Annotated in this window: 17 protein-coding genes and 4 pseudogenes; 2 read left to right on the top strand and 19 right to left on the bottom strand. The window is 60.5% G+C overall.

Going from position 1 to position 21883, the window contains the following annotated elements:
* Window positions 1-11: 11 nt before the first annotated feature.
* The 12 genes and pseudogenes from murB to mraZ form a co-directional block, all read right to left on the bottom strand.
* Complete coding sequence (gene murB / locus PACILC2_RS12165) at window positions 12-911, bottom strand: UDP-N-acetylmuramate dehydrogenase (protein WP_062492402.1); 900 nt, start codon at window positions 909-911, stop codon at window positions 12-14.
* 206 nt (window positions 912-1117) lie between these two features.
* Complete coding sequence (murG, locus tag PACILC2_RS12160; RefSeq protein ID WP_062492401.1) at window positions 1118-2227, bottom strand: undecaprenyldiphospho-muramoylpentapeptide beta-N-acetylglucosaminyltransferase; 1110 nt, start codon at window positions 2225-2227, stop codon at window positions 1118-1120.
* 5 nt (window positions 2228-2232) lie between these two features.
* Window positions 2233-3330 (bottom strand): stage V sporulation protein E, encoded by a 1098-nt coding sequence (spoVE, locus tag PACILC2_RS12155; RefSeq protein WP_062492400.1) that lies wholly within the window; start codon window positions 3328-3330, stop codon window positions 2233-2235.
* 46 nt (window positions 3331-3376) lie between these two features.
* Window positions 3377-4815, bottom strand: a pseudogene (gene murD, locus PACILC2_RS12150) (UDP-N-acetylmuramoyl-L-alanine--D-glutamate ligase).
* Between the two features lie 50 nt (window positions 4816-4865).
* Window positions 4866-5828, bottom strand: a complete 963-nt coding sequence (mraY, locus tag PACILC2_RS12145) for a phospho-N-acetylmuramoyl-pentapeptide-transferase (protein ID WP_062492398.1) — start codon at window positions 5826-5828, stop codon at window positions 4866-4868.
* A gap of 13 nt (window positions 5829-5841) precedes the next feature.
* The gene (locus PACILC2_RS12140) at window positions 5842-7275 is read right to left on the bottom strand and encodes a UDP-N-acetylmuramoyl-tripeptide--D-alanyl-D-alanine ligase (RefSeq protein WP_213528998.1); all 1434 of its coding nucleotides are present in this window, start codon (window positions 7273-7275) and stop codon (window positions 5842-5844) included.
* The gene (locus PACILC2_RS12135) at window positions 7272-8759 is read right to left on the bottom strand and encodes a UDP-N-acetylmuramoyl-L-alanyl-D-glutamate--2,6-diaminopimelate ligase (protein ID WP_213528997.1); all 1488 of its coding nucleotides are present in this window, start codon (window positions 8757-8759) and stop codon (window positions 7272-7274) included. Before PACILC2_RS12135 ends, PACILC2_RS12140 begins: the two co-directional genes overlap by 4 nt.
* A gap of 49 nt (window positions 8760-8808) precedes the next feature.
* On the bottom strand, window positions 8809-10767 hold the full coding sequence (locus PACILC2_RS12130; protein ID WP_213528996.1) for a stage V sporulation protein D: 1959 nt from the start codon (window positions 10765-10767) through the stop codon (window positions 8809-8811).
* Window positions 10768-10914: 147 nt separating this feature from the next.
* Window positions 10915-13125 (bottom strand): penicillin-binding protein, encoded by a 2211-nt coding sequence (locus PACILC2_RS12125; protein ID WP_213528995.1) that lies wholly within the window; start codon window positions 13123-13125, stop codon window positions 10915-10917.
* Window positions 13126-13135: 10 nt separating this feature from the next.
* Window positions 13136-13537 (bottom strand): cell division protein FtsL, encoded by a 402-nt coding sequence (gene ftsL2 / locus PACILC2_RS12120; protein ID WP_062492393.1) that lies wholly within the window; start codon window positions 13535-13537, stop codon window positions 13136-13138.
* A 53-nt stretch (window positions 13538-13590) separates the two neighbouring features.
* The gene (gene rsmH / locus PACILC2_RS12115; protein ID WP_213528994.1) at window positions 13591-14553 is read right to left on the bottom strand and encodes a 16S rRNA (cytosine(1402)-N(4))-methyltransferase RsmH; all 963 of its coding nucleotides are present in this window, start codon (window positions 14551-14553) and stop codon (window positions 13591-13593) included.
* 30 nt (window positions 14554-14583) lie between these two features.
* Entirely contained in the window at window positions 14584-15021 is a 438-nt protein-coding gene (mraZ, locus tag PACILC2_RS12110) for a division/cell wall cluster transcriptional repressor MraZ (RefSeq protein WP_062492391.1), read from the bottom strand.
* A 235-nt stretch (window positions 15022-15256) separates the two neighbouring features.
* Here mraZ and PACILC2_RS12105 point away from each other — a divergent pair, with 235 nt between their 5' ends.
* Window positions 15257-15520, top strand: a complete 264-nt coding sequence (locus tag PACILC2_RS12105; protein WP_062492390.1) for a hypothetical protein — start codon at window positions 15257-15259, stop codon at window positions 15518-15520.
* Between the two features lie 122 nt (window positions 15521-15642).
* Here PACILC2_RS12105 and PACILC2_RS12100 read toward each other — a convergent pair whose 3' ends face one another.
* The 6 genes and pseudogenes from PACILC2_RS12100 to PACILC2_RS12080 form a co-directional block, all read right to left on the bottom strand.
* The gene (locus PACILC2_RS12100; RefSeq protein ID WP_062492389.1) at window positions 15643-16911 is read right to left on the bottom strand and encodes an adenosylhomocysteinase; all 1269 of its coding nucleotides are present in this window, start codon (window positions 16909-16911) and stop codon (window positions 15643-15645) included.
* Window positions 16912-16948: 37 nt separating this feature from the next.
* Window positions 16949-17305 (bottom strand): hypothetical protein, encoded by a 357-nt coding sequence (locus PACILC2_RS29745; protein ID WP_443678849.1) that lies wholly within the window; start codon window positions 17303-17305, stop codon window positions 16949-16951.
* Complete coding sequence (gene bshC, locus PACILC2_RS12095) at window positions 17215-18621, bottom strand: bacillithiol biosynthesis cysteine-adding enzyme BshC (RefSeq protein WP_443678848.1); 1407 nt, start codon at window positions 18619-18621, stop codon at window positions 17215-17217. The genes PACILC2_RS29745 and bshC overlap by 91 nt, the downstream gene beginning before the upstream one ends.
* Before the next feature lie 225 nt (window positions 18622-18846).
* Window positions 18847-19182 (bottom strand): DUF3397 domain-containing protein, encoded by a 336-nt coding sequence (locus PACILC2_RS12090; RefSeq protein ID WP_244863464.1) that lies wholly within the window; start codon window positions 19180-19182, stop codon window positions 18847-18849.
* 19 nt (window positions 19183-19201) lie between these two features.
* Window positions 19202-20191, bottom strand: coding sequence for a ketopantoate reductase family protein (locus PACILC2_RS12085; RefSeq protein WP_213528993.1), 990 nt, complete (start codon window positions 20189-20191; stop codon window positions 19202-19204).
* Between the two features lie 170 nt (window positions 20192-20361).
* Window positions 20362-21008, bottom strand: a pseudogene (locus PACILC2_RS12080) (RsfA family transcriptional regulator).
* 292 nt (window positions 21009-21300) lie between these two features.
* On the opposite strand from PACILC2_RS12080, the pseudogene PACILC2_RS12075 reads away from it, so the two are divergent.
* Window positions 21301-21536, top strand: a pseudogene (locus tag PACILC2_RS12075) (DUF2626 domain-containing protein).
* 129 nt (window positions 21537-21665) lie between these two features.
* On the opposite strand, the pseudogene PACILC2_RS12070 reads toward PACILC2_RS12075, so the two are convergent.
* A pseudogene (locus tag PACILC2_RS12070) lies at window positions 21666-21883 on the bottom strand (class I SAM-dependent methyltransferase); the annotation flags it as partial.

Raw genomic sequence — 21883 nt, 5'->3', positions numbered from 1 at the left:
CCACCTCCGAATTACCGTTCGCCCATCACCAATACTTCCGGTACCAGCTCGATGCCGAATTTGTCTTTCACGGTTTTCCGGATATGCGTCATGAGGGCGAGAACGTCTTCAGCTGTCGCTTGCCCGGTGTTGACAATGAAATTGGCGTGCTGCGCGGAAATTTCAGCGCCTCCGTGACGGAAGCCTTTCAGACCTGCCGCTTCGATCAGCCGGGCGGCATAATCGTTCGGCGGATTGCGGAATACGCTTCCGGCACTGGCCATCTGCAGCGGCTGCGTCTCAAGCCGTCTGGCCTTGTGCGCCGCCATCGCCGCGGCGATCGTCTTCCTGTCCCCCCGCGCCAGCCGGAATGTCGCTTCCACGACGATGCCCGGCTGTTCTTGCAATATCGAATGACGATAAGAGAACTTCATATCCTCCGCTTCGTATCGAACCAATTCCCCTGTTCCCAGTACAATTTCAGCTGATTGGAAAATACGTGACACATCCGATCCCAAGGCGCCCGCGTTCATATAGACGGCTCCGCCGACCGTGCCCGGAATTCCTCCCGCGAATTCCAGTCCGGTCAGCCCTTCCTTCCCCGCCATTACGGATAATTTAATGAAGGAATACGCCGCTCCGGCATGAACGAGTTCATCCTCAAAGCGAATGTAATCAAGCGAATCCCCGGTTTTGATGACGACGCCGCGAATCCCTTTGTCGCTGACGAGCATGTTGGAGCCCCGGCCGAGCGGAGTCCACGGGACGCCATGCCGATTAAGCAGACGGATGGCCGACACCAGCTCATCTTTGCCGCCGGGAATAAAGAGAACATCGGCGGGCCCACCGATCTTCCATGTCGTATATGGCGCGAGCGGTTCGTCGTACATGACTTGCCCGAGCGCTTCCAGTTGCGATATCGTTTGCCTCATGTGGTCGAACCTCCTTGTTGCTTCGTCTGTGCCGGAATCCGAGCGCTCCTTGCGTCCGGCCGCCAGCGGCGTCAGGATTCGTCAAACCGGGCCGCCTGGTTGGCAGTCACGATTTATACGGTATCTTATGCCGCATGCGATGCGGGTGTGACAAACGCCCAGACCGCTGCAGCCGGCACGTCAGGCGGTTTCCGCTCCTCACGCGGTCAGCCTCGCCGCGTCAGGCGGTTCAGCTCCGCCGCGATCCGCTCCGCCGCGTCGGGCATGCCGAGCCCCTCCGACGCTCGCCGCATCGAACGGAGACGATGCTCGTCGCTCAAGATGGCGTCGATCCTGTCAAGCAGTTCCGCTCCGCGCAAATCTTTCTCCAGCACCATCTCCGCGGCCCCCGCTTCGACCAGACTGCGGGCGTTCGCCTCCTGGTGATTGTTCGTCACATTGGGCGACGGAATGAGAATCGACGGCAGGCCGAGCGCCGTAATCTCCGCCAGCGAGGATGCGCCCGCGCGTCCCACGACGAGCGTCGTGGCGGCCAGCACCTCCGGCATATTGTGCAGATAGGAATGCACGTGCAAATAATTGGCGACGATCGGCGTAACCTGCCGGATGCGCTCCATCGTTCGCTCGAAATAAGTCTCGCCGGTCACAAACACAAAGTGGACGCCTGGCAGCCGCCCGAGCAGCGGCGCCATGTCCACCATCGCTTCGTTTATCGCTTTCGCTCCCCGGCTGCCGCCGACCACCAGCACGATCCGGCTTCCTTCCGGCAAGCCGAGAGCGGCGTAGCCTTTGTTCCGGTTCGCCGCCGCAACATGCGTCGCGCACGGATTGCCGGTATGAACGGTCCGTTTTGCTTTGCCGAAATGGGCGAGCGATTCCTGAAAACTGACGGCTACGCAGTCGGCGTACCGGGCCAGAAACTTGTTCGTCAGGCCGGGGATGACGTTCTGCTCGTGAATGAGCGTCGGAATGCCGAGACGGGCCGCCGCATAGACGACCGGGCCGCAGACGTACCCGCCGGTACCGACGACGGCATCCGCCTTGAAGCGGCGGAGCAGCTCCTTCGAGCGGCGAACGCCCTTCAGAAATCGGATCACCGTCTGCACGTTGTCGAGCGACAGCTTGCGCTTGAAGCCGGTGATGTCGATCGACTCGAACGGGATGCCCGCCTCCGGCACGATCCGGCTTTCGAGTCCCCGTTCCGTGCCGATATAGAGAAGCTTGGCGTTCGGATGCTCGCGCATCATTTGCTTGCCGACCGCGATGGCGGGATAGATATGTCCTCCCGTTCCGCCGCCGGTCAATACGATTCGCATGAACGTCACCTCGAATAACGGGATATATTAAGCAGAATGCCGAGCGCTGTAAGCAGCAGCGTAAGCGACGATCCGCCGTAGCTGACGAGCGGCAGCGTAATGCCGGTAACCGGCATCAGGCCGATCACGACGCCGATGTTGATCAGCACTTGCACGCCGATAATGCCGACGATGCCGGTGGCGAGCAAGCTGCCGAACGCATCCGGCGCCGCCACCGCCGTCTTCATGCCGCGCCAGATCAGAATAAGAAACAGCAGGATGACGGCCGCGCCGCCGATAAAGCCCAGCTCCTCGGCCAGTATCGAAAAGATGAAATCCGTTTGCGGCTCCGGCAAATAGCTGTATTTCTGCCTGCTCATGCCGAGGCCGAGCCCGACAAGCCCCCCCGGCCCGATCGCATACAGCGACTGGATCGACTGGTAGCCGGCCCCGAGCGGGTCCTGCCACGGATCCAGAAATGCGGTAATCCGCTGCAGCCGGTAAGGCGCGGCCAGTATAAGCCCGGCTAATCCGGCCAGCCCGACCGCCGCGAGCGACGCGAGATGCGAAAGGCGGGCGCCGGCCACATAGATGACGAGCAGCGAGGCGCCGCACATGACCGCGCCGGTGCCGAGGTCCGGCTGCAGCATGATCAGTCCGAACGCAAGGCCGAGCAGGCCGAGCGGCGGCAGCAGCCCGCGCGCGAACTGCGTGACCTGCTGCTGCCGTTCGGCGAGAAGCTTGGCGAGAAAGATGACCATCGCCAGCTTCATGAATTCGGACGGCTGAATGCCGAACGAGCCGATCCCGAGCCAGCTGCGCGCGCCGCCGCGCACGACGCCGATGCCGGGAACGATCACGATGACGAGCAGCCCGAAACAAACGAGCAGGCCGAGCTTGGCCCATTTTTTCCATATCCAGTAATCGGTGTTCATCGTGAATATCATCGCGCCGATGCCGAGCGCGGCGAACAGCAGCTGACGCTTCACGTAATAAAATTTGTCGCCGAATTCGTGAAAGGCGAGCACGGCGCTGGCGCTGTACACCATAACTATGCCGATGGCGAGTATCAGCGCGATCGACGCGATCATGAACACGTCGGGAGCGGAGCGGGCTTTAGCCATAGATATCGACACCTCTTGCCTGCGAAAGTAGGGACGAGCCCCCTACTTACAAGTTATGCGCCGAATCTTTAAAAATGCGCCCCCGTTCTTCATAGGATGCGAACATATCCCAGCTCGCGCAGGAAGGCGACAGCAGCACCGTATCGCCCGGTTCGGCGAGAAGGGCCGCTTCGCGCACCGCCTTGCGGAGCGTCGATTCGGCGTCCTTCTCAGGTTCGACGATTTTGATTGCGGCTAAACCTGCCAGCTCTGCGACGCGGGCCAGCTTGCCGCGCGTCTCGCCCAGCGCGACGAGCGCCTTCGCCCGTTCGCGCAGCACCGGCAGCAGCTCCATATAGTCGGAGCCGCGGTCAAGCCCGCCGGCGATGAGAACGACGCCGCCCCGGAACGAGCGCAGGGCGTTCGCGGTCGCCGCCCAATTCGTCGCTTTGGAGTCGTTGAAATATTTCACTCCGTTCCGCTCGCGAACGAATTCCAGCCGGTGCTCCACCGCCCGCAAGCTCCGCATCGGCCCGGACAGCTGCTCCGGGCTGACCCCGGCGGCGATGCAGATGGCGGCGGCAGCGAGCGCATTGGCCGTGTTGTGCGCGCCGGGCACGCCGAGCTCTTCCTCCCGCAGCAGCGTCGTTTCGCCGCCCCGTCCGTCGCGCCATACGATCGTCCTGACGGGCGCATGGCCTTCCGCCTCCGGGGCGGCTCCGTCCGCGGGATACGGCGGTTCCGCAAACAGGCCGCGTTCCAGCCGCTCGCGAATCGAAAACGGCAAAACTTGCGAGCGCACCGATTGGGCGACCTGCCGGCAAACCGGATCGTCCCAGTTCAACACCGCCCAATCGCCTTCCGTTTGGTTGGCGAACAGCTTGATCTTGGACGCGATGTAGTCGTCCATATCGCCGTGATAGTCGAGATGCGTCTCCGCAATGTTCAACAGCGCGGCGACCCGCGGCCGGAAAGACGCCGTCCCCTTGAGCTGAAAGCTGCTCAATTCGGCGACGAGCCAATTGTCGGCCGCCGCTTCCTGAGCGGCGTCGCACAGCGGGCGGCCGATATTGCCGGCGACGATCGGGTTCATCCCGGCCGCTTCCAGCAGTTGGCCGACCCACGTCGTCGTCGTCGTCTTCGCATTCGAGCCGGTAATGCCGATAATGGGCGCGGGCGACAGATGGTACGCCACTTCAATCTCCGTCACCGTCTCTACGCCGAGCTCCGCCGCTTTCGCAACCGGCGGCACGCGGTATGGAATGCCGGGGTTTTGACAAGCAGCGCCGTGTCGGGCGTGATCAGGTCGTCCGGATGCCCGCCGCATATGACGGTCGCGCCGAGCCTCTCCAGCTCGTCCGCTTCGGGGCACTGGTCCCGGTCTTTCTTGTCGTTCACGACGACATTCGCGCCGTAGCGGCAAAACAGGCTCGCCACGCTGAAGCCGCTTTTCGCCATCCCCAATACGACGACGCGACGGTTCTTGTACGAGGCCGGATGATTCATAATTGCCATCTCCTTCGACAATGCGTTCCTGGTGTCAAATATCGCGTTTGTTACATTGCTTTCGCGAGCGCAAGGCCAAGACCGGCCAGCGCAAGACCGGCTGTCCAGAACGTGACGACGACCCGCCACTCGGACCAGCCGGACAATTCGTAATGATGATGGATCGGACTCATCTTGAATATCCGTTTGCCCCGCAGCTTGAACGAGGTGACCTGGATAATTACAGACAGCATTTCGATCACGAAAACCCCGCCGATCACGATCAGCAGGAGCTCCGTCTTCGTCAAAATCGCCACGGCGGCCAGGCCGCCGCCGATCGCGAGCGAACCCGAATCCCCCATAAACACTTTGGCCGGATGCCGGTTGAAAATAAGAAAACCGAGCACGGCGCCGACCATCGCCGCGGAGAACACCGCCGATTCATGCTCCGTCATCCGCATGGCGATAATCGTATACGCCCCGAACGCAATGGCGCTCGTACCGGCCAGCAGGCCGTCGAGGCCGTCGGTAAAATTGACCGAGTTGCTCGTAGCGAACATGATAATGATGACGAAAACGTAATAGAACCAGCCCAGATCGAACGACCAGTCCGTACCCGGCACGGAAATGGCCGTGCTGTGGTCTGTCCGGTACAGCAATACGCAGACGATGATGCCGAACAGCAGCTGGCCGAACAGCTTCTGTCTGGCCGTCAATCCGAGCGAGCGCTTGAACACGATTTTGATGTAGTCGTCCAGAAACCCGACCAGTCCGAAGCCGAGAGCGGCGACAAGCAGCACCCAGAAGTCGCCCGTCTTGTCGGAAAAACGAAGGAACGACAACAGAAGCGCCAGCAAAATGATGATGCCGCCCATCGTCGGCGTTCCCTTCTTCTTCTGGTGGCTTTGCGGCCCTTCTTCCCGGATCTGCTGTCCGAACTTCAGGCGCCTCAGCAGCGGGATGAACAAAGGCCCGAGCAAAACCGCAAGCAAAAAGGAAACGGCGATCGTTAACAGAATGACCTTGATGTCCATCAGCTCACCCCCGTCATTCTTCCAGCGCCCGGACGACTTCTTCCATTTTCATGCCGCGCGAGCCTTTCACGAGCACGAGATCGTCCGGACCGAGCCGCCGCTTCAGCCATGCCGCAAGCTCGGATTTGTCGGCGAAGTGGCGCACGGCATCGCCGAGGCCGGCAGCCGCGAAAGCGTCCGCCGCGCCTTCCGCCGTATGGCGGGACAACGGACCGTACGTCAGCAGCCCTTGCGCCTTCTGCGGCGTCACATATTCGCCGATGCCGCGGTGCAGCGCCGCCTCGTCCGGACCGAGCTCCAGCATGTCGCCGAGCACGAGCCATTTGCGGCGATAGCCCTGCAGCTGCTCGACAAGGTCGATCGCTGCGCGGACGGACGTCGGATTGGCATTGTACGCGTCATTCAGCACGACCGCGCCGCAAGCCGCCCGGGTCGGCTCGATCCGCATCGACGTCAGTTTCAGGGAAGCGAACCCTTCCCGTATGCGCGCCCCCGGCACGCCGGCGTGAAGCGCGGCGGCGACAGCGGCCAGCGCATTGGCGACGTTGTGGCGGCCGGCCGCCGCGACGGCCGGTCTGCCGATCGCCGCAGCTTCCGCTGCCAACGCGCCGCCGCGCGCACGCACCGCAAAAGCGGATGACTGCGCCGACAATTCGATGTCGGTCGCAGTCCAGTCGTTGCCTTCGCCGAGGCCGAACGTTTCCAGACGGACGCCGTCCGCGAGCTTCGTCCGTTTCACCCCTTCGCGCAGCAGCGGCTCGTCGCCGTTGTACAGCAGAAGTCCGCCCGGCTTCAGACCGGCGGCAATCTCCAGCTTCGCCCGCGCGATGCCTTCCCGCGAGCCGAGCTGCTGAAGATGAGCCTCGCCAATATTGGTAATGACGGCGATATCGGGCTTGGCGATGGAGGCAAGCAACTCGATCTCGCCGAAATCGCTCATCCCCATTTCCAGAACGGCCGCCTCCGTTTCTTCGCCGAGCCGCAATATCGTAAGCGGCAGTCCGATATGGTTGTTCAGATTGCCCTCGGTTTTGCGTGTACGGAACTTCGTTCCGAGCAGCGCATGCGTCATATCTTTCGTCGTCGTCTTGCCGTTGCTGCCGGTAATGCCGATGACGAACAGACCGAGTTCGTCCCGGTAGGCGCCGGCAAGACGCTGAAGAGCGGTTAACGTATCGGCGACGCGCACGACCGGCGTCCCGGCGGCGCGCAGCGCTTCCGGCACCGGGCGGTCTTCCCGCCACAGCACGCCGGCCGCGCCGGCCCGGACAGCCGCTTCCACGTAATCGTGACCGTCGAAGCGGTCGCCGGCGAGCGGCACGAACAGTTCCCCCGGCGCGATCGTCCGGGAATCGATCGATACGCCTCGAACGACGGCCGAGCCACTCCGCTCATCCAATCGCCCGCCGCACATGCGGGCGATCTGTTCCATGTTGCGTATTATCACGTCAGCAGTCCCCTTATCGCTTCTTGGGCCACGAGCCGATCGTCGAACGGATGCGTAACGCCGCCGACGATCTGATACGTTTCGTGGCCTTTCCCCGCAATCAATACTACATCCCCCGGGCTTGCCATTTCAACCGCTTTTTGAATCGCCAGACGGCGGTCGGCAATGCGTTCGTAGCGGCTTTTCCCGACGCCCGACGAGCGGAATCCTTCTTCCACATCGTCGAGAATCCGCTCGGGGTCTTCCGTGCGCGGATTGTCCGACGTGGCGATGACATAATCCGCATATTGACCTGCAATGCGGGCCATGATCGGACGCTTCGTCCGGTCGCGGTCGCCGCCGCAGCCGAAGACGCAGATTACCCGCCCTTCGGTGAATTCCTTCACCGCCTTGAGCACGTTCTCCAGGCCGTCCGGCGTATGCGCGTAGTCGACGATGACGGCGAACGGCTGTCCCGCGGAAACGGCCTCGACCCGTCCCGGCACCCCGGGGACCGATTCCAGACTGCGGATGATCGCGCCGAGCTCCAGCCCTTCGATCAGACCGGCCGTCAGCGCCGCCAGCGCGTTGTACACGTTGAACTTGCCGACCATCCGCAGCGTGACGTCGGCTTCGCCGCGAAACGTCCGGACATGGAAGGATGTGCCCTGCGACGTAATGCGTATATTCGAGGCGCGCACATCCGCCTCGCGGTCGATGCCGTAGGTGATCGTCTCGGCCGCCGTCAGGCGCCGGAACGTTTCGGACGCTTCGTCGTCGGCATTGAGCACCGCGTAGCTCCGCTCCTCCGCAGAAGCCGGGTAGCCGTTGCCGAGCCGGGCGAACAGCAGCCCTTTCGCCGCCTTGTACCGCTCCATCGTCACATGATAATCGAGATGGTCCTGCGTCAGGTTCGTGAAGATCGCGGTGCGGAATTTGCAGCCTTTGACCCGCCCTTGCTCCAGGGCGTGGGACGATACCTCCATGGCGCAATATTCGGTGCCCGCCCGCGCCATGTCGGCGAGCCGCTTCTGCAGTTCGAGCGCCTCCGGCGTCGTGCCCGACACCGGCACGGTCAAGCCGGCGTACCGCATTTCGATCGTGCCGATCACGCCCGCTTTGCGGCCGGCATCGAGCAAAATCCGCTCGATCAAGTAGGTTGTCGTCGTTTTGCCGTTCGTACCGGTTACGCCGATCAGCTTCATCTTGTCGCTCGGGTGATCGTAGAATGCGTCGGCCAGCACGGCCATCGCCAGCCGGCTTTCCGGCACGATCAGCTGCGGAACGCCGACATCGAGACGGCGCTCGGCCACGATGGCGACCGCCCCCCGCTCCACGGCTTCCGCGGCGAAGTCGTGCCCGTCGACCGTATGGCCGGGCAGGCAGATGAACAATGCCCCCGGCTTCACCTGACGGGAATCGGTCTCCAGGCTGGAGACGGACACGTTCCCGTCTCCCTCCAGGCGGGCCGTCAGCAGCAAACCGGCCAATTGCTCCAATTTCATCTGCGGTTCCTCCTTACATTTATCGGCACCGGTTTGTCCTTATTTTCCATTATGATCCATGGTCATGTTTTTCAACATCGCCGGGCAAATCGGCATCCGAGCCGAGATAGATGCGAATCGTCGATCCGCGCTCCACCCTCGTGCCGGCCGCCGGCGCCTGACGGATGACAGTCGAACCGGTGCCTGCGGACGACAAATTGAAATTCATGTTCATATCTTCGTAGATGTCCGATACGGTTTTGCCCACGAGATTCGGGACGGTAACGATCGGCGTCTCTCCATATTTGTATGCACGCGGCAGCTGGTTGCTGCGGGGCGGCACGTCGAGGATGTCGAGCGCGTCCTCCAGAATGTTCCGGACGATCGGCGCGGCGACGACTCCCCCGAACTGGATGCCCTGCGGATTGTCGACCGCGACGTAGACGATAATTTCCGGATCGTCCGCCGGGGCGAAGCCGATGAACGACACGATATGCTCGTTCGGCGAATAGCGGCCGTTCACCACTTTTTGCGCCGTGCCGGTTTTGCCTCCGACGCGATAGCCGTCGATAAAGGCGTTGCGCCCCGTTCCTTTGGCGACGACGCTTTCGAGCGCTTCCCGCACCTGCTTCGACGTTTCCGGGGAGATGACCTGCCTTACCGCCTCCGGCTCGATCTCGCTCACCGTTTCGCCGGTTTCCGGATGAATCCATGCCTTGGCGACGTAAGGCTTATACAGCGTTCCGCCGTTGATCGCGGCGGATACCGCCGTAATCTGCTGGATCGGCGTTACGGATACGCCCTGGCCGAACGCGGTTGTCGCCAGTTCCACCGGACCGACGCGGTTCAGCTTGAACAAAATGCCGGTCGCTTCGCCGGCCATATCGATGCCGGTTTTGGCCCCGAATCCGAAGTTCTTTATGTAATCGAACAACTTCTCTTTTCCAAGCCGCTGTCCAAGCGTTACGAATCCGGGGTTGCACGAATTTTCCACCACCTGAAGAAACGTTTGGCTGCCGTGTCCGCCTTTTTTCCAGCACCGCAGCCGGGCGCCGCCCACCTCGATCGCACCGGGATCGAAAAAGCGCTCGTTTTTCAAATCGACCTTGCCTTCTTCCAGCGCCGCGGAAAGCGTAATGATTTTGAAGGTGGATCCCGGCTCATAGGTCATCCAGATCGGCAGGTTGCGGTTGTATACCTCGGCAGGCACCTCGCGGAATTTGTCCGGCTCGTAGGTCGGCCGGCTGGCCATGCCGAGAATTTCGCCGTTGTCCGGGTCCATCGCGATCGCGATCATATGGTCCGCCTTGAACCTGCTCATCGCCGCGTCCAGCTCCCGCTCCATGACGGCCTGAATCTGCTTGTCGATCGTCAGCTGCAGGTTCAGCCCGTCGCGCGGCGCCCGGTACGTGTCGTTGGAGCCCGGCATCTGCCGGCCCGCCGCGTCGGCCAAATACGACACGCTGCCGTTTATCCCTTTCAGCAGCGAATCGTATTTCGCTTCGACGCCGGCGAGCCCCTTGTCGACGCCGGCAAAGCCGAGCACATGGGCGGCAAGGCTGCCGAACGGATAGTAGCGTTTGCTGTCCTCCGCCACGACGATGCCCGGCAGCGCCAGCTTCCGCACCTGCTCCGCCTTCTCCGGCGTAATGTTCCGCCCTTCCGGATTCAGTCTGACGATGCTTTCCTTCTTCGTGAGCAGCTTGTAAAGCTTGTCTTCGGTCATGCCGAGCACGCTTGCCAGCTCCCGCGCCGTTCGCTCCGGCTCCTTGATTTGCACCGGGATGGCCATGACGGACGGCGAGCTGATATTGTAGGCCAGGCGGATTCCGTTTCGATCCAGAATTTCTCCGCGTTTGGCCGCGAACGGCACTTCCCGGCGCCACGACTCTTCGGCTTTCGCGGACAGCTCCTCCCCGATCCAAAGCTGGACGTAACCGAGGCGGAACAGCAAAGCCGCGAATGCCGCGCCGGCCAGCAGAAGCGCCGTGAACAGCCGGCGCCTTAACGTCACACTCGATACTTTCATCTTGCTCCCCCTTCCGACCAGGCCAGAATGAAGCGGTCGTTTCCGATTAACCGTTATTCTCAGCCTATTCGGGACAAGTGGGGGTTAGAACAAGCCCGGGTCCGGACATGCGCGGCACAAGAACGCCGGCCGACGGCCGCCTTGCGTTCATTCTGCCGGTTCGTCCGTCTCTTTCTTTGCGCCATCCGTCCCGTTCCGGTTCTCTTCGCCGGCGGACGGCGCGGACGGCTTCAGGACGATTTTCACGACGCGTTCTCCGTTTTGCTTCGCTACCATTTGCGATACGACATATCCTTCGCCTTCGGCGACGATGCGAATGCCGAGCAGGGAGCAGATTTCCATCGCGTCCCGCAGGGACAGTCCCCGCATATTCGGAACCGCCAGCTTGTCGCGCGACTCGGTCACGAGATAGATGCGCTGGGACGGCTGGATGACGGCGCCGGCCTGCGGAATTTGCTGCAGCACCTTGCCGCCTTTGCCGACCGTCTCGTAGCTCAGCGCCAGCTGCCTGAGTTCGCTCTTCGCCGTGTTGACCGCCTTGCCCGTCACATCGGGCACTTTGACGGTCGCGTCCTTGCTCGCATCCTTCACCGCGGCGTCCGACAGTTTCGGCGGAATGCCGAGGTAGCGCAGCGTCTTCTGCATGATCGACTTGAAGATCGGCGCCGCGACGGAGCCGCCGCCCGCGTACGGCACGTCCGGTTCGTCCAGAAGAACGTAGAGCAGCACTTTCGGATTTTCGACCGGCGCGTAACCGATAAAGGATACGACGTATTTGTCATTCGAGTATCCTCGTTTCGCGTTGTCCCACTTCTGGGCGGTACCGGTTTTCCCCGCGATGCGGTAGCCCTCGATATAGGCGTTCCGGCCCGTTCCGATCTTCTGGTCGGAGACGACCTGTTCCAAATATTCGCCGACCTTGCGCGACGTCTCCGGCGAGATGACCTGCCGCACCACTTTCGGCTCGACCTTCGTCACCTGCTTCGTCACCGGGTCCTCGATTTGTTTGATGAGCTGCGGCTGCAGCAGCTTGCCGCCGTTCGCCACCGCGGCGACCGCGGCGACCTGCTGGATCGGCGTTACCGCGACCCCTTGTCCGAACGTGACGGTCGCGACCTCGATCGGAATGTTGCTTCTGAAATTTACGCTCCCGGCGACTTCCGCCGGCAGCTGGATGCCTGTCTTCTGGCCGAAGCCGAAAGCCGTGATGTAGTCGCGAAGCTTCTCCGGACCGAGCGCCTGGCCGAGCTTGACGAACGCCACGTTGCTGGAATGCTTGACCCCGTCCAGGTACGAAATTTCGCCCCAGCCCACTCCGTTGTGATCTTTCACCGTATCCTTGCCGATACGGATGTTGCCGGACATGAACGTCGCGTTCGGATTGAACAGTCCTTCCTGCACGGCGCTCGCCAGCGTGACGATTTTGAATGTCGAGCCCGGCTCGTACAGGGATTGGATCGCATGGTTGTAGAAATTGGCGGTTTTCGCGGACCAATACGTATTCGGATCATAGTTCGGCGTATTCGCCAGCGCCAATATTTCCATCGTGTTCGGATCGACGGCGATCGCCGTGATGCTTTTCGGATTATATTCCCGCTGCGCCTCGCCGATCGCTTCCTCCACATAATGCTGAATTTCCGAATCGATCGTCAATGTAATATTTTTCCCATCTCGGGCCGGCTTGTATTCCACTTCCCCTTGCGCGAGCTGCACCTGCTTGCCGTCCCGCTGGTATTTGATCGCCCCGTCTTCGCCGCCGATGACGTCGTCAAAGCTCGCTTCGAGTCCGTATACGGCGTTTCCTTCCTTGTTGACGAAGCCGAGCAGATGCGACGCCAGCGTTTTTTTCGGATAAAACCGCTTCTGGCCGCTCAATAGATAGATGCCGACGTTCTGCTCCTTCAGCCTCGCCTTCAGCTCATCCCGGAAAGCGGCCACCTGATCGCTGAGCGCCTTGTCGATCTTCCAGCCCTCCGGACGGATTTCGCGCTGCGCATAATACGTCCCGTCCTTGCGCTTTGCCGTTACCAGATCGCGAAGCTCCTTCTCGGACTTCCCCAAAATGTCATGCAACCGGGCGACGACCTCGTCCGCGATGCCCAGCTTGTTGATCACTTGGGGGTTGACCGCCACCGTATAGGCCAGCGCGTCCATCGCCAGCACCCGTCCTTGACGGTCGGTAATCGTACCCCGCTTATGCTCCAGATGATCGTATGCCGCCCACGTCTCGCGCGCTTTCTCGAACCAGAAATCGGCTTTGACGACCTGAACGAAATAAACGCGGCCGAGCAGAATAACAAAAAGGAGGGTGATGATCCCTCCGACAAACAGCGAGCGCAATTTGATCCGTTTGTTCATAGCCGGTCACCTATTCGGCGGATGCTGCGGTCTCGGACTCCGAATCCGGCTTGACGGGAATGCCGGCCTGATCCGCTTCGACCATCCCTTGCGCCAGCGCCTGCTCGCGAATGCGTTCCGGATCGGCCAGCATTTCGACTTGCTTGCGCAGCTCTTTCGTTTCGACAGCCAGCTCCTGATATTGATTCGTCAGCTGCTTGATTTCCCAATTCATTTTATAGATTTGGGCATAACGAAAAATGATGACCCCGGCCACGATCACGCATACCGCCACCGTGAACAAGTACAGAAGCTTCTCTTGTACCGGCAGCGATTTGCGCTTGACGACGATCTTCTTCCTTTCCCTTACGACAGCGCGGTCTTCCGGTTTGCGTTTCGGCTGCAGCGCCAAATTTCCATTACTGTAAGCCAAGGCTCATTTCCCCTCCCATGAACTCGTTCTTTGGTTACACATCGATATATCCGTCAGTCTTCGGCGCGTTTTTCGGCGATGCGCAGCTTGGCCGACCGCGCCCGCGGATTGTCTTTCAGCTCTTCCTCGCTTGGGGTAATCGGCTTGCGGTTGACAAGTTTCAGCACGCCTTTGCCGCCGCATACGCAGACCGGAAAATCCGGCGGACAAGTGCACGTCCCCGCATATCGGGCAAAGGTTTGCTTGCAAATCCGATCCTCAAGCGAATGGAACGTAATGACCGCGATGCGCCCTCCCGGCTTGAGGCAGCGGATCGCCTGTTCCAGCGCTTCCGCTTCGGCGCCGAGCTCGTCGTTAACCGCAATACGCAGCGCCTGGAACGACCGTTTGGCCGGATGCGGCCCGGTCCGTCTTGCCGCCGCCGGAATCGCTTCTTTGATCAATTCCGCCAGCTCCCCGGTCGTCGCGACCGGCCTTGCCGCCCGGACTTGCGCGATGCGCCGGGCGATCGATCGGGCAAACCGCTCTTCGCCGTAGACGTGGAGGATACGGGATATCTCCTTCTCCTCCCAGCCGTTCACAATATCGTAAGCCGTCAATCCGGAAGAGCGGTCCATCCGCATATCGAGCGGCGCATCGTGATTGTAGCTGAAGCCGCGTTCCGCTTCGTCCAGCTGCGGACTCGACACGCCGAGGTCGAACAGAACGCCGTCGACGGCCGGGACCCCGCTGCCGTTCACCGGAACTCCGGCGCCCCGCAGCGCCTCCTCGAGAAATCTGAAATTGCTTTTTACGAGCGTAACGCGATCCCAATATGGGGCTAGCCGGCTGCGGGCATGCTCGTGGGCCCATTCGTCCTGATCGAGAGCGATCAATCGTCCTTCGGATGTCAGCCGCGAAGCGATCAGCTCGCTGTGCCCCGCTCCCCCGAGCGTACAATCGACGTAGATACCGTCAGGCTTGACGGCCAGGCCGTCGACCGCTTCTTCCCTGAGTACCGTCTTGTGCTGAAACACGCGGCAGCCCTCCCTGATGATGAAAGCGAACTAGAAGTTAAAATCGAAATCGACCAACTTCTCGGCAATTTCATTGAACGTCTCTTCCGATTGTTGATAGTATTGTGCCCATGTTTCTTTGCTCCAAATCTCAACGCGGTTTGAAACGCCGAGCACCATGCACTCTTTGTCCAGCTTCGCGTATTCACGCAGGTGGTTCGGCACATTGATCCTGCCCTGCTTGTCCAGCTCGCATTCCGTCGCCCCGGAAAAGAAAAAACGGGTGAAGGCGCGAGCGTCCGATTTCATAAGCGGCAGCGATTTGAGCTTTTGTTCCAGAAGGCTCCACTCTTCCATCGGATATACAAACAGACAGTTGTCAAGACCGCGGGTGACGACGAACCGCGCGCCAAGCGATTCGCGGAACTTGGAAGGAATGATGAGCCGGCCTTTATCGTCAATGCTGTGCTGATATTCGCCCATGAACATCGGCCGGTCCACTCCTTCCCCCAAATTCCCCACTTCGTCCCACTTTCCACCACTCTGAAAAGATAATTCGCCACCTAAAATAAAATTCCTTCTCTTTCGGCTCTTTTTAAGAAATTTAATTTATCGGGTAAATTGTTACGATTTTGAAACGACTTGGATACAATTATCGGCTATTGTTGGGATATCGGCGCCTCCCGGGGGCGGGGCGTCAGCAGAAAGAGGGGGTTGTTTTGCTATGAGTCCAACGCTTGCTGCCAAGGTGGAGCGGCTGCGATCGCTGGAGCATTACTGCTATCAAATCGCCCATTACTTGCTCGGCAACGATGCCGATGCCGAACATGCCAGCATCGGCGCGCTCCTGGAGTTGTCGGGCGATCCGGAGCTCTTGTGCTGCGGAGAGCAGGATTTGCGCAAATTGGCGCGCACCGCCGCGATCCGGCATGCCTGCCGGCTGTCTGCCGCGCGAAGCGAAGCGGGCAAGCGGACGCCCGTTCATTAAAGCGGAGGAAAACAATGGAGAACCAAACAAAAAGCACCTTCGGAACCACGTTGAAGTGGAACTGAAGGTGCTTTATTACATGAAACGGATTCGCACGGCGGGGCGCAGCCCCGCCGTTTGTCCTAATGCTCGGTCCAGCTGTCCAGATAGGCCTTTTGTTCGTCGGTCAACGTGTCGATGCCGATGCCGAGCGATTCCAGCTTCAGGCGTGCGACCTGCTCGTCGAGCTCGTAGGGAACGTTGACCACTTTGCTGCCGATTTCCTTGTAGCGTTCGTTCACGTATTGGAGCGACATCGCCTGCAGCGCGAACGTCATATCCATAATTTCGGCCGGATGTCCGTCTCCCGCCGCCAGGTTGACGAGGCGGCCTTCCGCCAACACATAGATGCTGCGCCCGTCCTTGAGCCGGTACTCTTCGATATTGCGGCGAACGGTGCGCACTTCGGACGAAAGCGCGGCCAGCTCCGGCTTGTTCACTTCGACGTCGAAATGGCCGGCGTTCGACAAGATCGCGCCGTCCTTCATCACCTTGTAGTGCTCGCCGCGAATGACATCGCGGTTGCCGGTTACGGTCACGAAATAATCGCCGATTTTGGCCGCTTCCATCATCGGCATGACGCGGAAGCCGTCCATGTACGCCTCAACCGCCTTGATCGCGTCGACCTCGGTGACGATGACGTTGGCGCCAAGCCCTTTGGCCCGCATCGCCACGCCTTTGCCGCACCAGCCGTATCCGACGACGACGACCGTCTTGCCTGCGACGACCAGATTGGTCGTCCGGTTAATGCCGTCCCATACCGACTGCCCGGTGCCGTAGCGGTTGTCGAACAAATATTTGCAGAACGCGTCGTTGACCGCCACCATCGGAAACTGCAGGGAGCCTTCTTTCTCCATCGCCTTTAGCCGGAGAATGCCGGTCGTCGTCTCTTCGGCGCCGCCGCGGATATTCGGAAGCAGATCCCGCCGCTCCGAATGCAGAATCGTTACCAGGTCGCCGCCGTCGTCGATGATCAAATCCGGCTTCGTCTCCAATGTTTTGATCAGCAGCTCTTTATATTCCTGCGGATCGGGATTGTACTTGGCGAACACCGTAATGCCGTCTTCCACCAGAGCCGCGCATACGTCGTCCTGGGTAGACAGCGGATTGCTGCCCGTTATCGCCACTTCGGCGCCGCCCGCCTTCACCACTTTGGCCAAATAAGCGGTCTTCGCTTCCAGATGGAGCGAGATCGCCACTTTCAGTCCTTTAAACGGCTGCTCCTTTTCGAATTTTTCCCGAATCCGGTTCAGTACGGGCATATGCGCCTGCACCCATTCGATTTTCAAGCGACCTTCCGGCGCAAGTCCGATATCGCGAATGACGCTTTCGCTTTTCGCTGCTGCGCTCATTTTGTCACAACCTTTCCTCGCAAATTAGCAATGCGGCCTATAAGTATACGATACGATGGCTGGCGCACGGCTCAAACGGCAGCCGCAGCAGCGCGTCCAGCCAATCTCTTCCGTAACGGTTCCAGTAGGCGGTCATATTGATGACCCGCTCCTGCGGTTTCCCGAGCGGCACAATCGCCCTCGCCATCCGGTCCAGCCGGCGGACAACCGTTTCGAACCGCCTGTTGCGGGCATCGATCGTCCGCGCTTCCATATAATCGATCTGCTCCATAATTTTGCGCCGGTTCGTCTCGCCAAGCTGCGTCAGCCCCGGATCGACGGCGGACGCAAGCTGCAGCACGGGACCGTATATTTCCGCAAACCGCCGCCGCGCTTCGGCGAACCGCCCCTCAATGTCAAGCTCGTCATGGCGGGCGAGCCATTCCGCTTTTTCGCCTCGAAGCGGTTCACAATCTCGTCGAAGGTGAACCCGTACTTGCCGATATGCTTCGCAATCGCTCCCTCCACGAGCGTATACGACTGCCGGGGCACGATAATCGGCATCGCCATATCAAGCAGCGCGAACGCTTCGCCGGTCAGCGCCCAGTACGCAATCTCGGCCGGTCCGAGCACGGCGGCGAGAACCGGAAGGACATAATCCTGCATGAGCGGCCGCGTCAGCACGTTGTTGCTGAACAGCTCCGGCCGCTCATCCGCCATGCGCAGCAACTCGTCGAACCCGGCTACCGGAAAGCCCCGCCGGTCTTCGAAGCGGCCGTTGCGCCGGAACAGCAGCGTACGCTCGCCGGCGGACGCTTCGTGTCCGCCGCGTTCCGGTTCATCGGTTCTGAACAGGAACAAGTTCGCGCTGTCCCGCACGACGTCCGCCTGAATGCCGTATCCCGCAAGCTTCACCCGTTCGGCCGCCGACGCGTAGGCCGCGGCGAGGCTGTCGCCCTGCTCGATGAGGCGCCGGAACATCGGCGCTTCCAGTCGGCGCAGCGCCGGATCGTCGGCATCGAGCAGGACGAGACCTTCGCGGCCGAACAGCCAGGTCAGCACGTCGGCGAACAGCTCGGACAGCGTAGCGGACCGGCGGGAGGCATATCCAAGCCGCTCCAATAATTCGAGCTTGAACTCGGAATCGGGCAGCGTATCCGACAATTCCGCCAGCGCCCGGTCCCACGCGCCGGCGTCGACGATCGTCCGGCTCACAGACGTGCGCGCCCCGGCGGGCCGGGGAATGGCGATCTTCCGCGGCTCCAGATCGCCGCCCGGCACATAAGCGTGATTCGCCTCGTCCCAATCGTGATCCTCGCCGGCGATCCAGAACACCGGCACGACCGGACGGCCGAGGCGGCCGGCAGCCGCACGGGCGGCTTGGATGACCGTCACCGCCTTGTGGATGACAAGCAGCTGTCCGGTCCACAATCCGGCCTGCTGCCCGCCGACGATGGCCGGAGCGCCTTCGGCCAGCGCGTCGATATTGTTCGCCACCGCTTCCGGCGCATCGAAACGGGCATTATAGGCGCGCAGTGCCTCCGCGACTTTCCGGATGTCGGCCCGCTTATCGGCATGCGAGCGCAGCCGCTCCAATCTTTGCGTCCATCCTTCCGCGTCCAGCGGATGGGCGCCGAACAACTCCAGCACGGCGGGATCTGTCCGTAGCCGATAGGCTTCGGCCAGCGGCTGTCCTCCCGGCCAATTGTAGGTTTCCCATTTTATGGTCAACAGCCAGAACCTCCTGCTCTGTATCCTGTATAGTCAATGAAACCCATTGGCGCTAAAACCTGCTTTAAATTGTACACAATGCGGTGTTGACCGTCAAAACGAATCGACGACCCTTTGGACGCGAAAGAGTCGCCGAATCTGACGTTCATTGCATTATTCATTAGTATACGGTTGCGATCAAGGTTTGGCCGAGGCCGATGCACATCAGCACGACATAAAGCAGACTCATGGCGAAAAACCGAGCCGCCAGACAACTTTCACGATATGCTTTACGTTGACGGCGCCCCGTTTCCGGAACTGCAAATTGCCGAGCAGTCCGCCGCCAAGCAGCATGACGAGCATGATGCCGTACAGACCGAACCCGCTGTTGAAAATTTTGTCAAACAGAACCGCAACGCAGCCGATAAGCAGCCCCGTCGTAACATCCATGGCCATACGGAACGCTTTTTTGCGGTCTTTCACAAACGCGCCGTAGATATAATAAACGAGAGCGAACGGGATGACCGGCGCCACCGCCAGAACCGCGTACAAATAATTGACGTTCTTCACTATCCAGTCCAAGTTCGCCCGTCCCTCCCGTCTATTGTTCCAACGCTTTCACCAGCGTTACCATCGCGTCATTGAGCGGAGACGACAGCCCGGCTTTCCTGGCCAGCGCCGATACGCCTCCGTTGATCCAGTCGATTTCCGTGCGCCTTCCGGCCCGGATGTCGGCCAGCATGGACGACACGTTTGCCGACGTACTTGCGCATACGTCCAGAAGACGCTTCCAACCGTCTTCCGACGGCGCCATTCCCGCCGCGCGCAGAACCTCCTCCGTTTCCTTGTGAAGCGCGAGCATGAGACGGAGTCTGGCGGGATCTTCCGGCAAAGCGCCGTTGCGCACCCCGTAAATCGCAGTCAGCGGATTGATCACCGCATTCAGCAACAATTTCGCATAGATCCGGTTATGGATGTCATTCGACAGATAGGCATCAATTCCTGCCTTTTTCAAGGCGAAAAGCAACAAATTTTGCGAATGGCGCCCATTTTCGCCATCCGCTTGCGCATGGCGGCCATCTGCGCCGCCCGAGGCGCCCCCTGGCCGGGCATTCCGCGCCGCCGGCCCGAACCACAGCTCGCCCGCTCCGGTATGGCGGACGACCGCCGGTGCGAGCTTGCGGGCGCCTTCCGTCGTGACGGCGGCGTATACGTCGGCATCCGGCATCGCCGCGGCGATCCGCTCAAGATGGCCGATGCCGTTCTGCAGGCATAAAACCGCCGCGCCGGGTTGCGCCAACCGTCCCGCAAGCCCGAGCAGCTCCGGCGTCAGCTGCGGCTGCTTGACGGCGAGCAGCACCGTCCGGCTTGCGCATTGATCCGGTCCGGTCGCCGCCGCTTCCGACAAGGGGGCCGCACGGACGGCGGCCTGTCTCGCCGCATCCCCCGCCTCCAGCCGGATGCCGCAGCGGTTCAATTCCGCCGCCTGCTCTTCCGTTCGCGTCCATACCGTTGCCGGGTAACCGGCGAGCGCCAGTCTCGCCGCGTACAGCAGACCGATCGAGCCGCCTCCCACGATATGAAATTCCATGCGCTTTCCTCCTTGGCTCTCTGCTCCGCTTGCCCGAAAGCGGCTATGCTGCCATTGTAGCAGAACGGCAGGCAGGCTGCGAGCGGCGGACAAAAACGCAAAACGCGCGCCGTTGCCGGCGCGCGCTGGCTGTGCCTGGCCCGTTCCCGTCCGGGCGACACGATCGCACGTTACTCGATTCGCTCCAAATTACCGTTCGCGTCCATCTTGAAGCGGGCCTTCGCATCTTCTTCATCCGTCAGCACAGCCAGCCGCCGCGCCCGGTCCATAATCTGAATGAGCGTTTTGTAATCGTCATTGACGGTACGGTAATCGGTCTGGGCGTTATTTATCTCGTTGGTCAACCGCTCGTTCTCTTCGCGAAGCTCGCTTACCAGTTCCTCTTTTTCTTTCAACTCTTTCTCCAGCATCCGGATTTGGCGGGTAAGTTCCGCATACGTCGATTTCCATTGCCGCAAGAAACGGATAACCGCATCGATTGACAAGCCCTCTTCAGAGAAGGCGTCCCCTTTGCCCCCCTTCTCCTCCCCTTCCATCAGGGACAGGGCAGATACTTGAGACACCGGCGAATAGGACTGTTTTTCATATAGTTGCGTTTTTGCCGCTGCTGCTTGGCCAGCTGAATCGCTTCCTCGTACCGTTTGCGGACGCAGCTGTTCCACCGGAATCCGCAAGCGGCGGAGGTTCGCCCGATCCGTTCCCCCACCTCCTCGAATGCCGCGAGTTGTGTGCTTCCCTCGCGAATATGCCGCAGCGTCACCTCGGCGAGAATCAAATCGTCGTCCGGGCTCCACGCATCCTGTCTCACTGCTGTCATACTACAATAACCTCCTCACGTAAAAGGCGCTTACTTTATCTCTATGCCCTTGGTAGAGTTCATAGAATCTATCGGATACTAAAATGTATATCCAAATTTCACAGGGCTCATACATGTTTTCGCTCCAAACGGCGCAAACTGGAGAGGACGGAGGCAAGCTGCGGATATCTGCGGCAGCGGCAAGTCCGGCGTCGACGAAATTCGTCATAGCAAAAGGTTTACAGGCTTTGCCCCGAACGGTTATAATGTCAATAGTGTTTGGGTGGATGATTGACGAGAGGGGGATGAATACATGGCGCGCATGTTTCGGGTACTCGGCTTCTGGACGCTGGTTATCGGTCTTATGGCATTTGCAGGACATATGATCGAGATGGCCATCCTGTTCTTTGTCCAAACGGCCGTGTTCGTCCTGTTGGGATATTTGAATTTTTCCGAACGTACTTACCTGACGATTTTTGGGCTTATATGGTCCTGTCGTTTCTGGGCTTTACGTACTGGACCGTTTTCGAGATGGGGCTTCCCTTCTAGGAGCGGGGGCGAAAACCGTTACGACGTATACTTGGACCCAAGCGCAATCGGCTTCTGCGCCTTGGACGGGAGAAACATAAGGAAACCGAAACAGCCGGGACGCCCCGGCTGTTTTGTTGTCGAACCGCTTTAGCGGCGAAGAACGAGCACCTTGAACGCTTCGCTCATCGCATCGCTCAGCAGCAGCTGGCGAATGGCCCGATTCCGCCTGGCCGTCACGCCGAACGGATCGGTTCCGTCATGGTCGCGCAGCGCTTCCAGAATGCCGTTCTCCACAAGGAACCGCTGCTGCGTGCCGTAGAACGACTCCGACCACCCCGCCCTGGCCGCCATGCGGCGCAATGCGG

The sequence above is a fragment of the Paenibacillus cisolokensis genome (assembly GCF_018403665.1).
GTDB lineage: Bacteria > Bacillota > Bacilli > Paenibacillales > Paenibacillaceae > Paenibacillus_AH > Paenibacillus_AH cisolokensis.
The sequence above is the reverse complement of the archived record's forward strand: the minus strand, read 5'-3'. Positions and strand labels throughout refer to the sequence as shown.

Bases quoted from the DNA above. Each gene is read 5' to 3' on its own strand.
- murB (WP_062492402.1), bottom strand. From the start codon at position 911: ATGAGGCAAACGATATCGCAACTGGAAGCGCTCGGGCAAGTCATGTAC.
- murG (WP_062492401.1), bottom strand. From the start codon at position 2,227: ATGCGAATCGTATTGACCGGCGGCGGAACGGGAGGACATATCTATCCC.
- spoVE (WP_062492400.1), bottom strand. From the start codon at position 3,330: ATGGCTAAAGCCCGCTCCGCTCCCGACGTGTTCATGATCGCGTCGATC.
- mraY (WP_062492398.1), bottom strand. From the start codon at position 5,828: ATGGACATCAAGGTCATTCTGTTAACGATCGCCGTTTCCTTTTTGCTT.
- PACILC2_RS12135 (WP_213528997.1), bottom strand. From the start codon at position 8,759: ATGAAATTGGAGCAATTGGCCGGTTTGCTGCTGACGGCCCGCCTGGAG.
- PACILC2_RS12130 (WP_213528996.1), bottom strand. From the start codon at position 10,767: ATGAAAGTATCGAGTGTGACGTTAAGGCGCCGGCTGTTCACGGCGCTT.
- PACILC2_RS12125 (WP_213528995.1), bottom strand. From the start codon at position 13,125: ATGAACAAACGGATCAAATTGCGCTCGCTGTTTGTCGGAGGGATCATC.
- mraZ (WP_062492391.1), bottom strand. From the start codon at position 15,021: ATGTTCATGGGCGAATATCAGCACAGCATTGACGATAAAGGCCGGCTC.
- PACILC2_RS12105 (WP_062492390.1), top strand. From the start codon at position 15,257: ATGAGTCCAACGCTTGCTGCCAAGGTGGAGCGGCTGCGATCGCTGGAG.
- PACILC2_RS12100 (WP_062492389.1), bottom strand. From the start codon at position 16,911: ATGAGCGCAGCAGCGAAAAGCGAAAGCGTCATTCGCGATATCGGACTT.
- PACILC2_RS12085 (WP_213528993.1), bottom strand. From the start codon at position 20,191: ATGGAATTTCATATCGTGGGAGGCGGCTCGATCGGTCTGCTGTACGCG.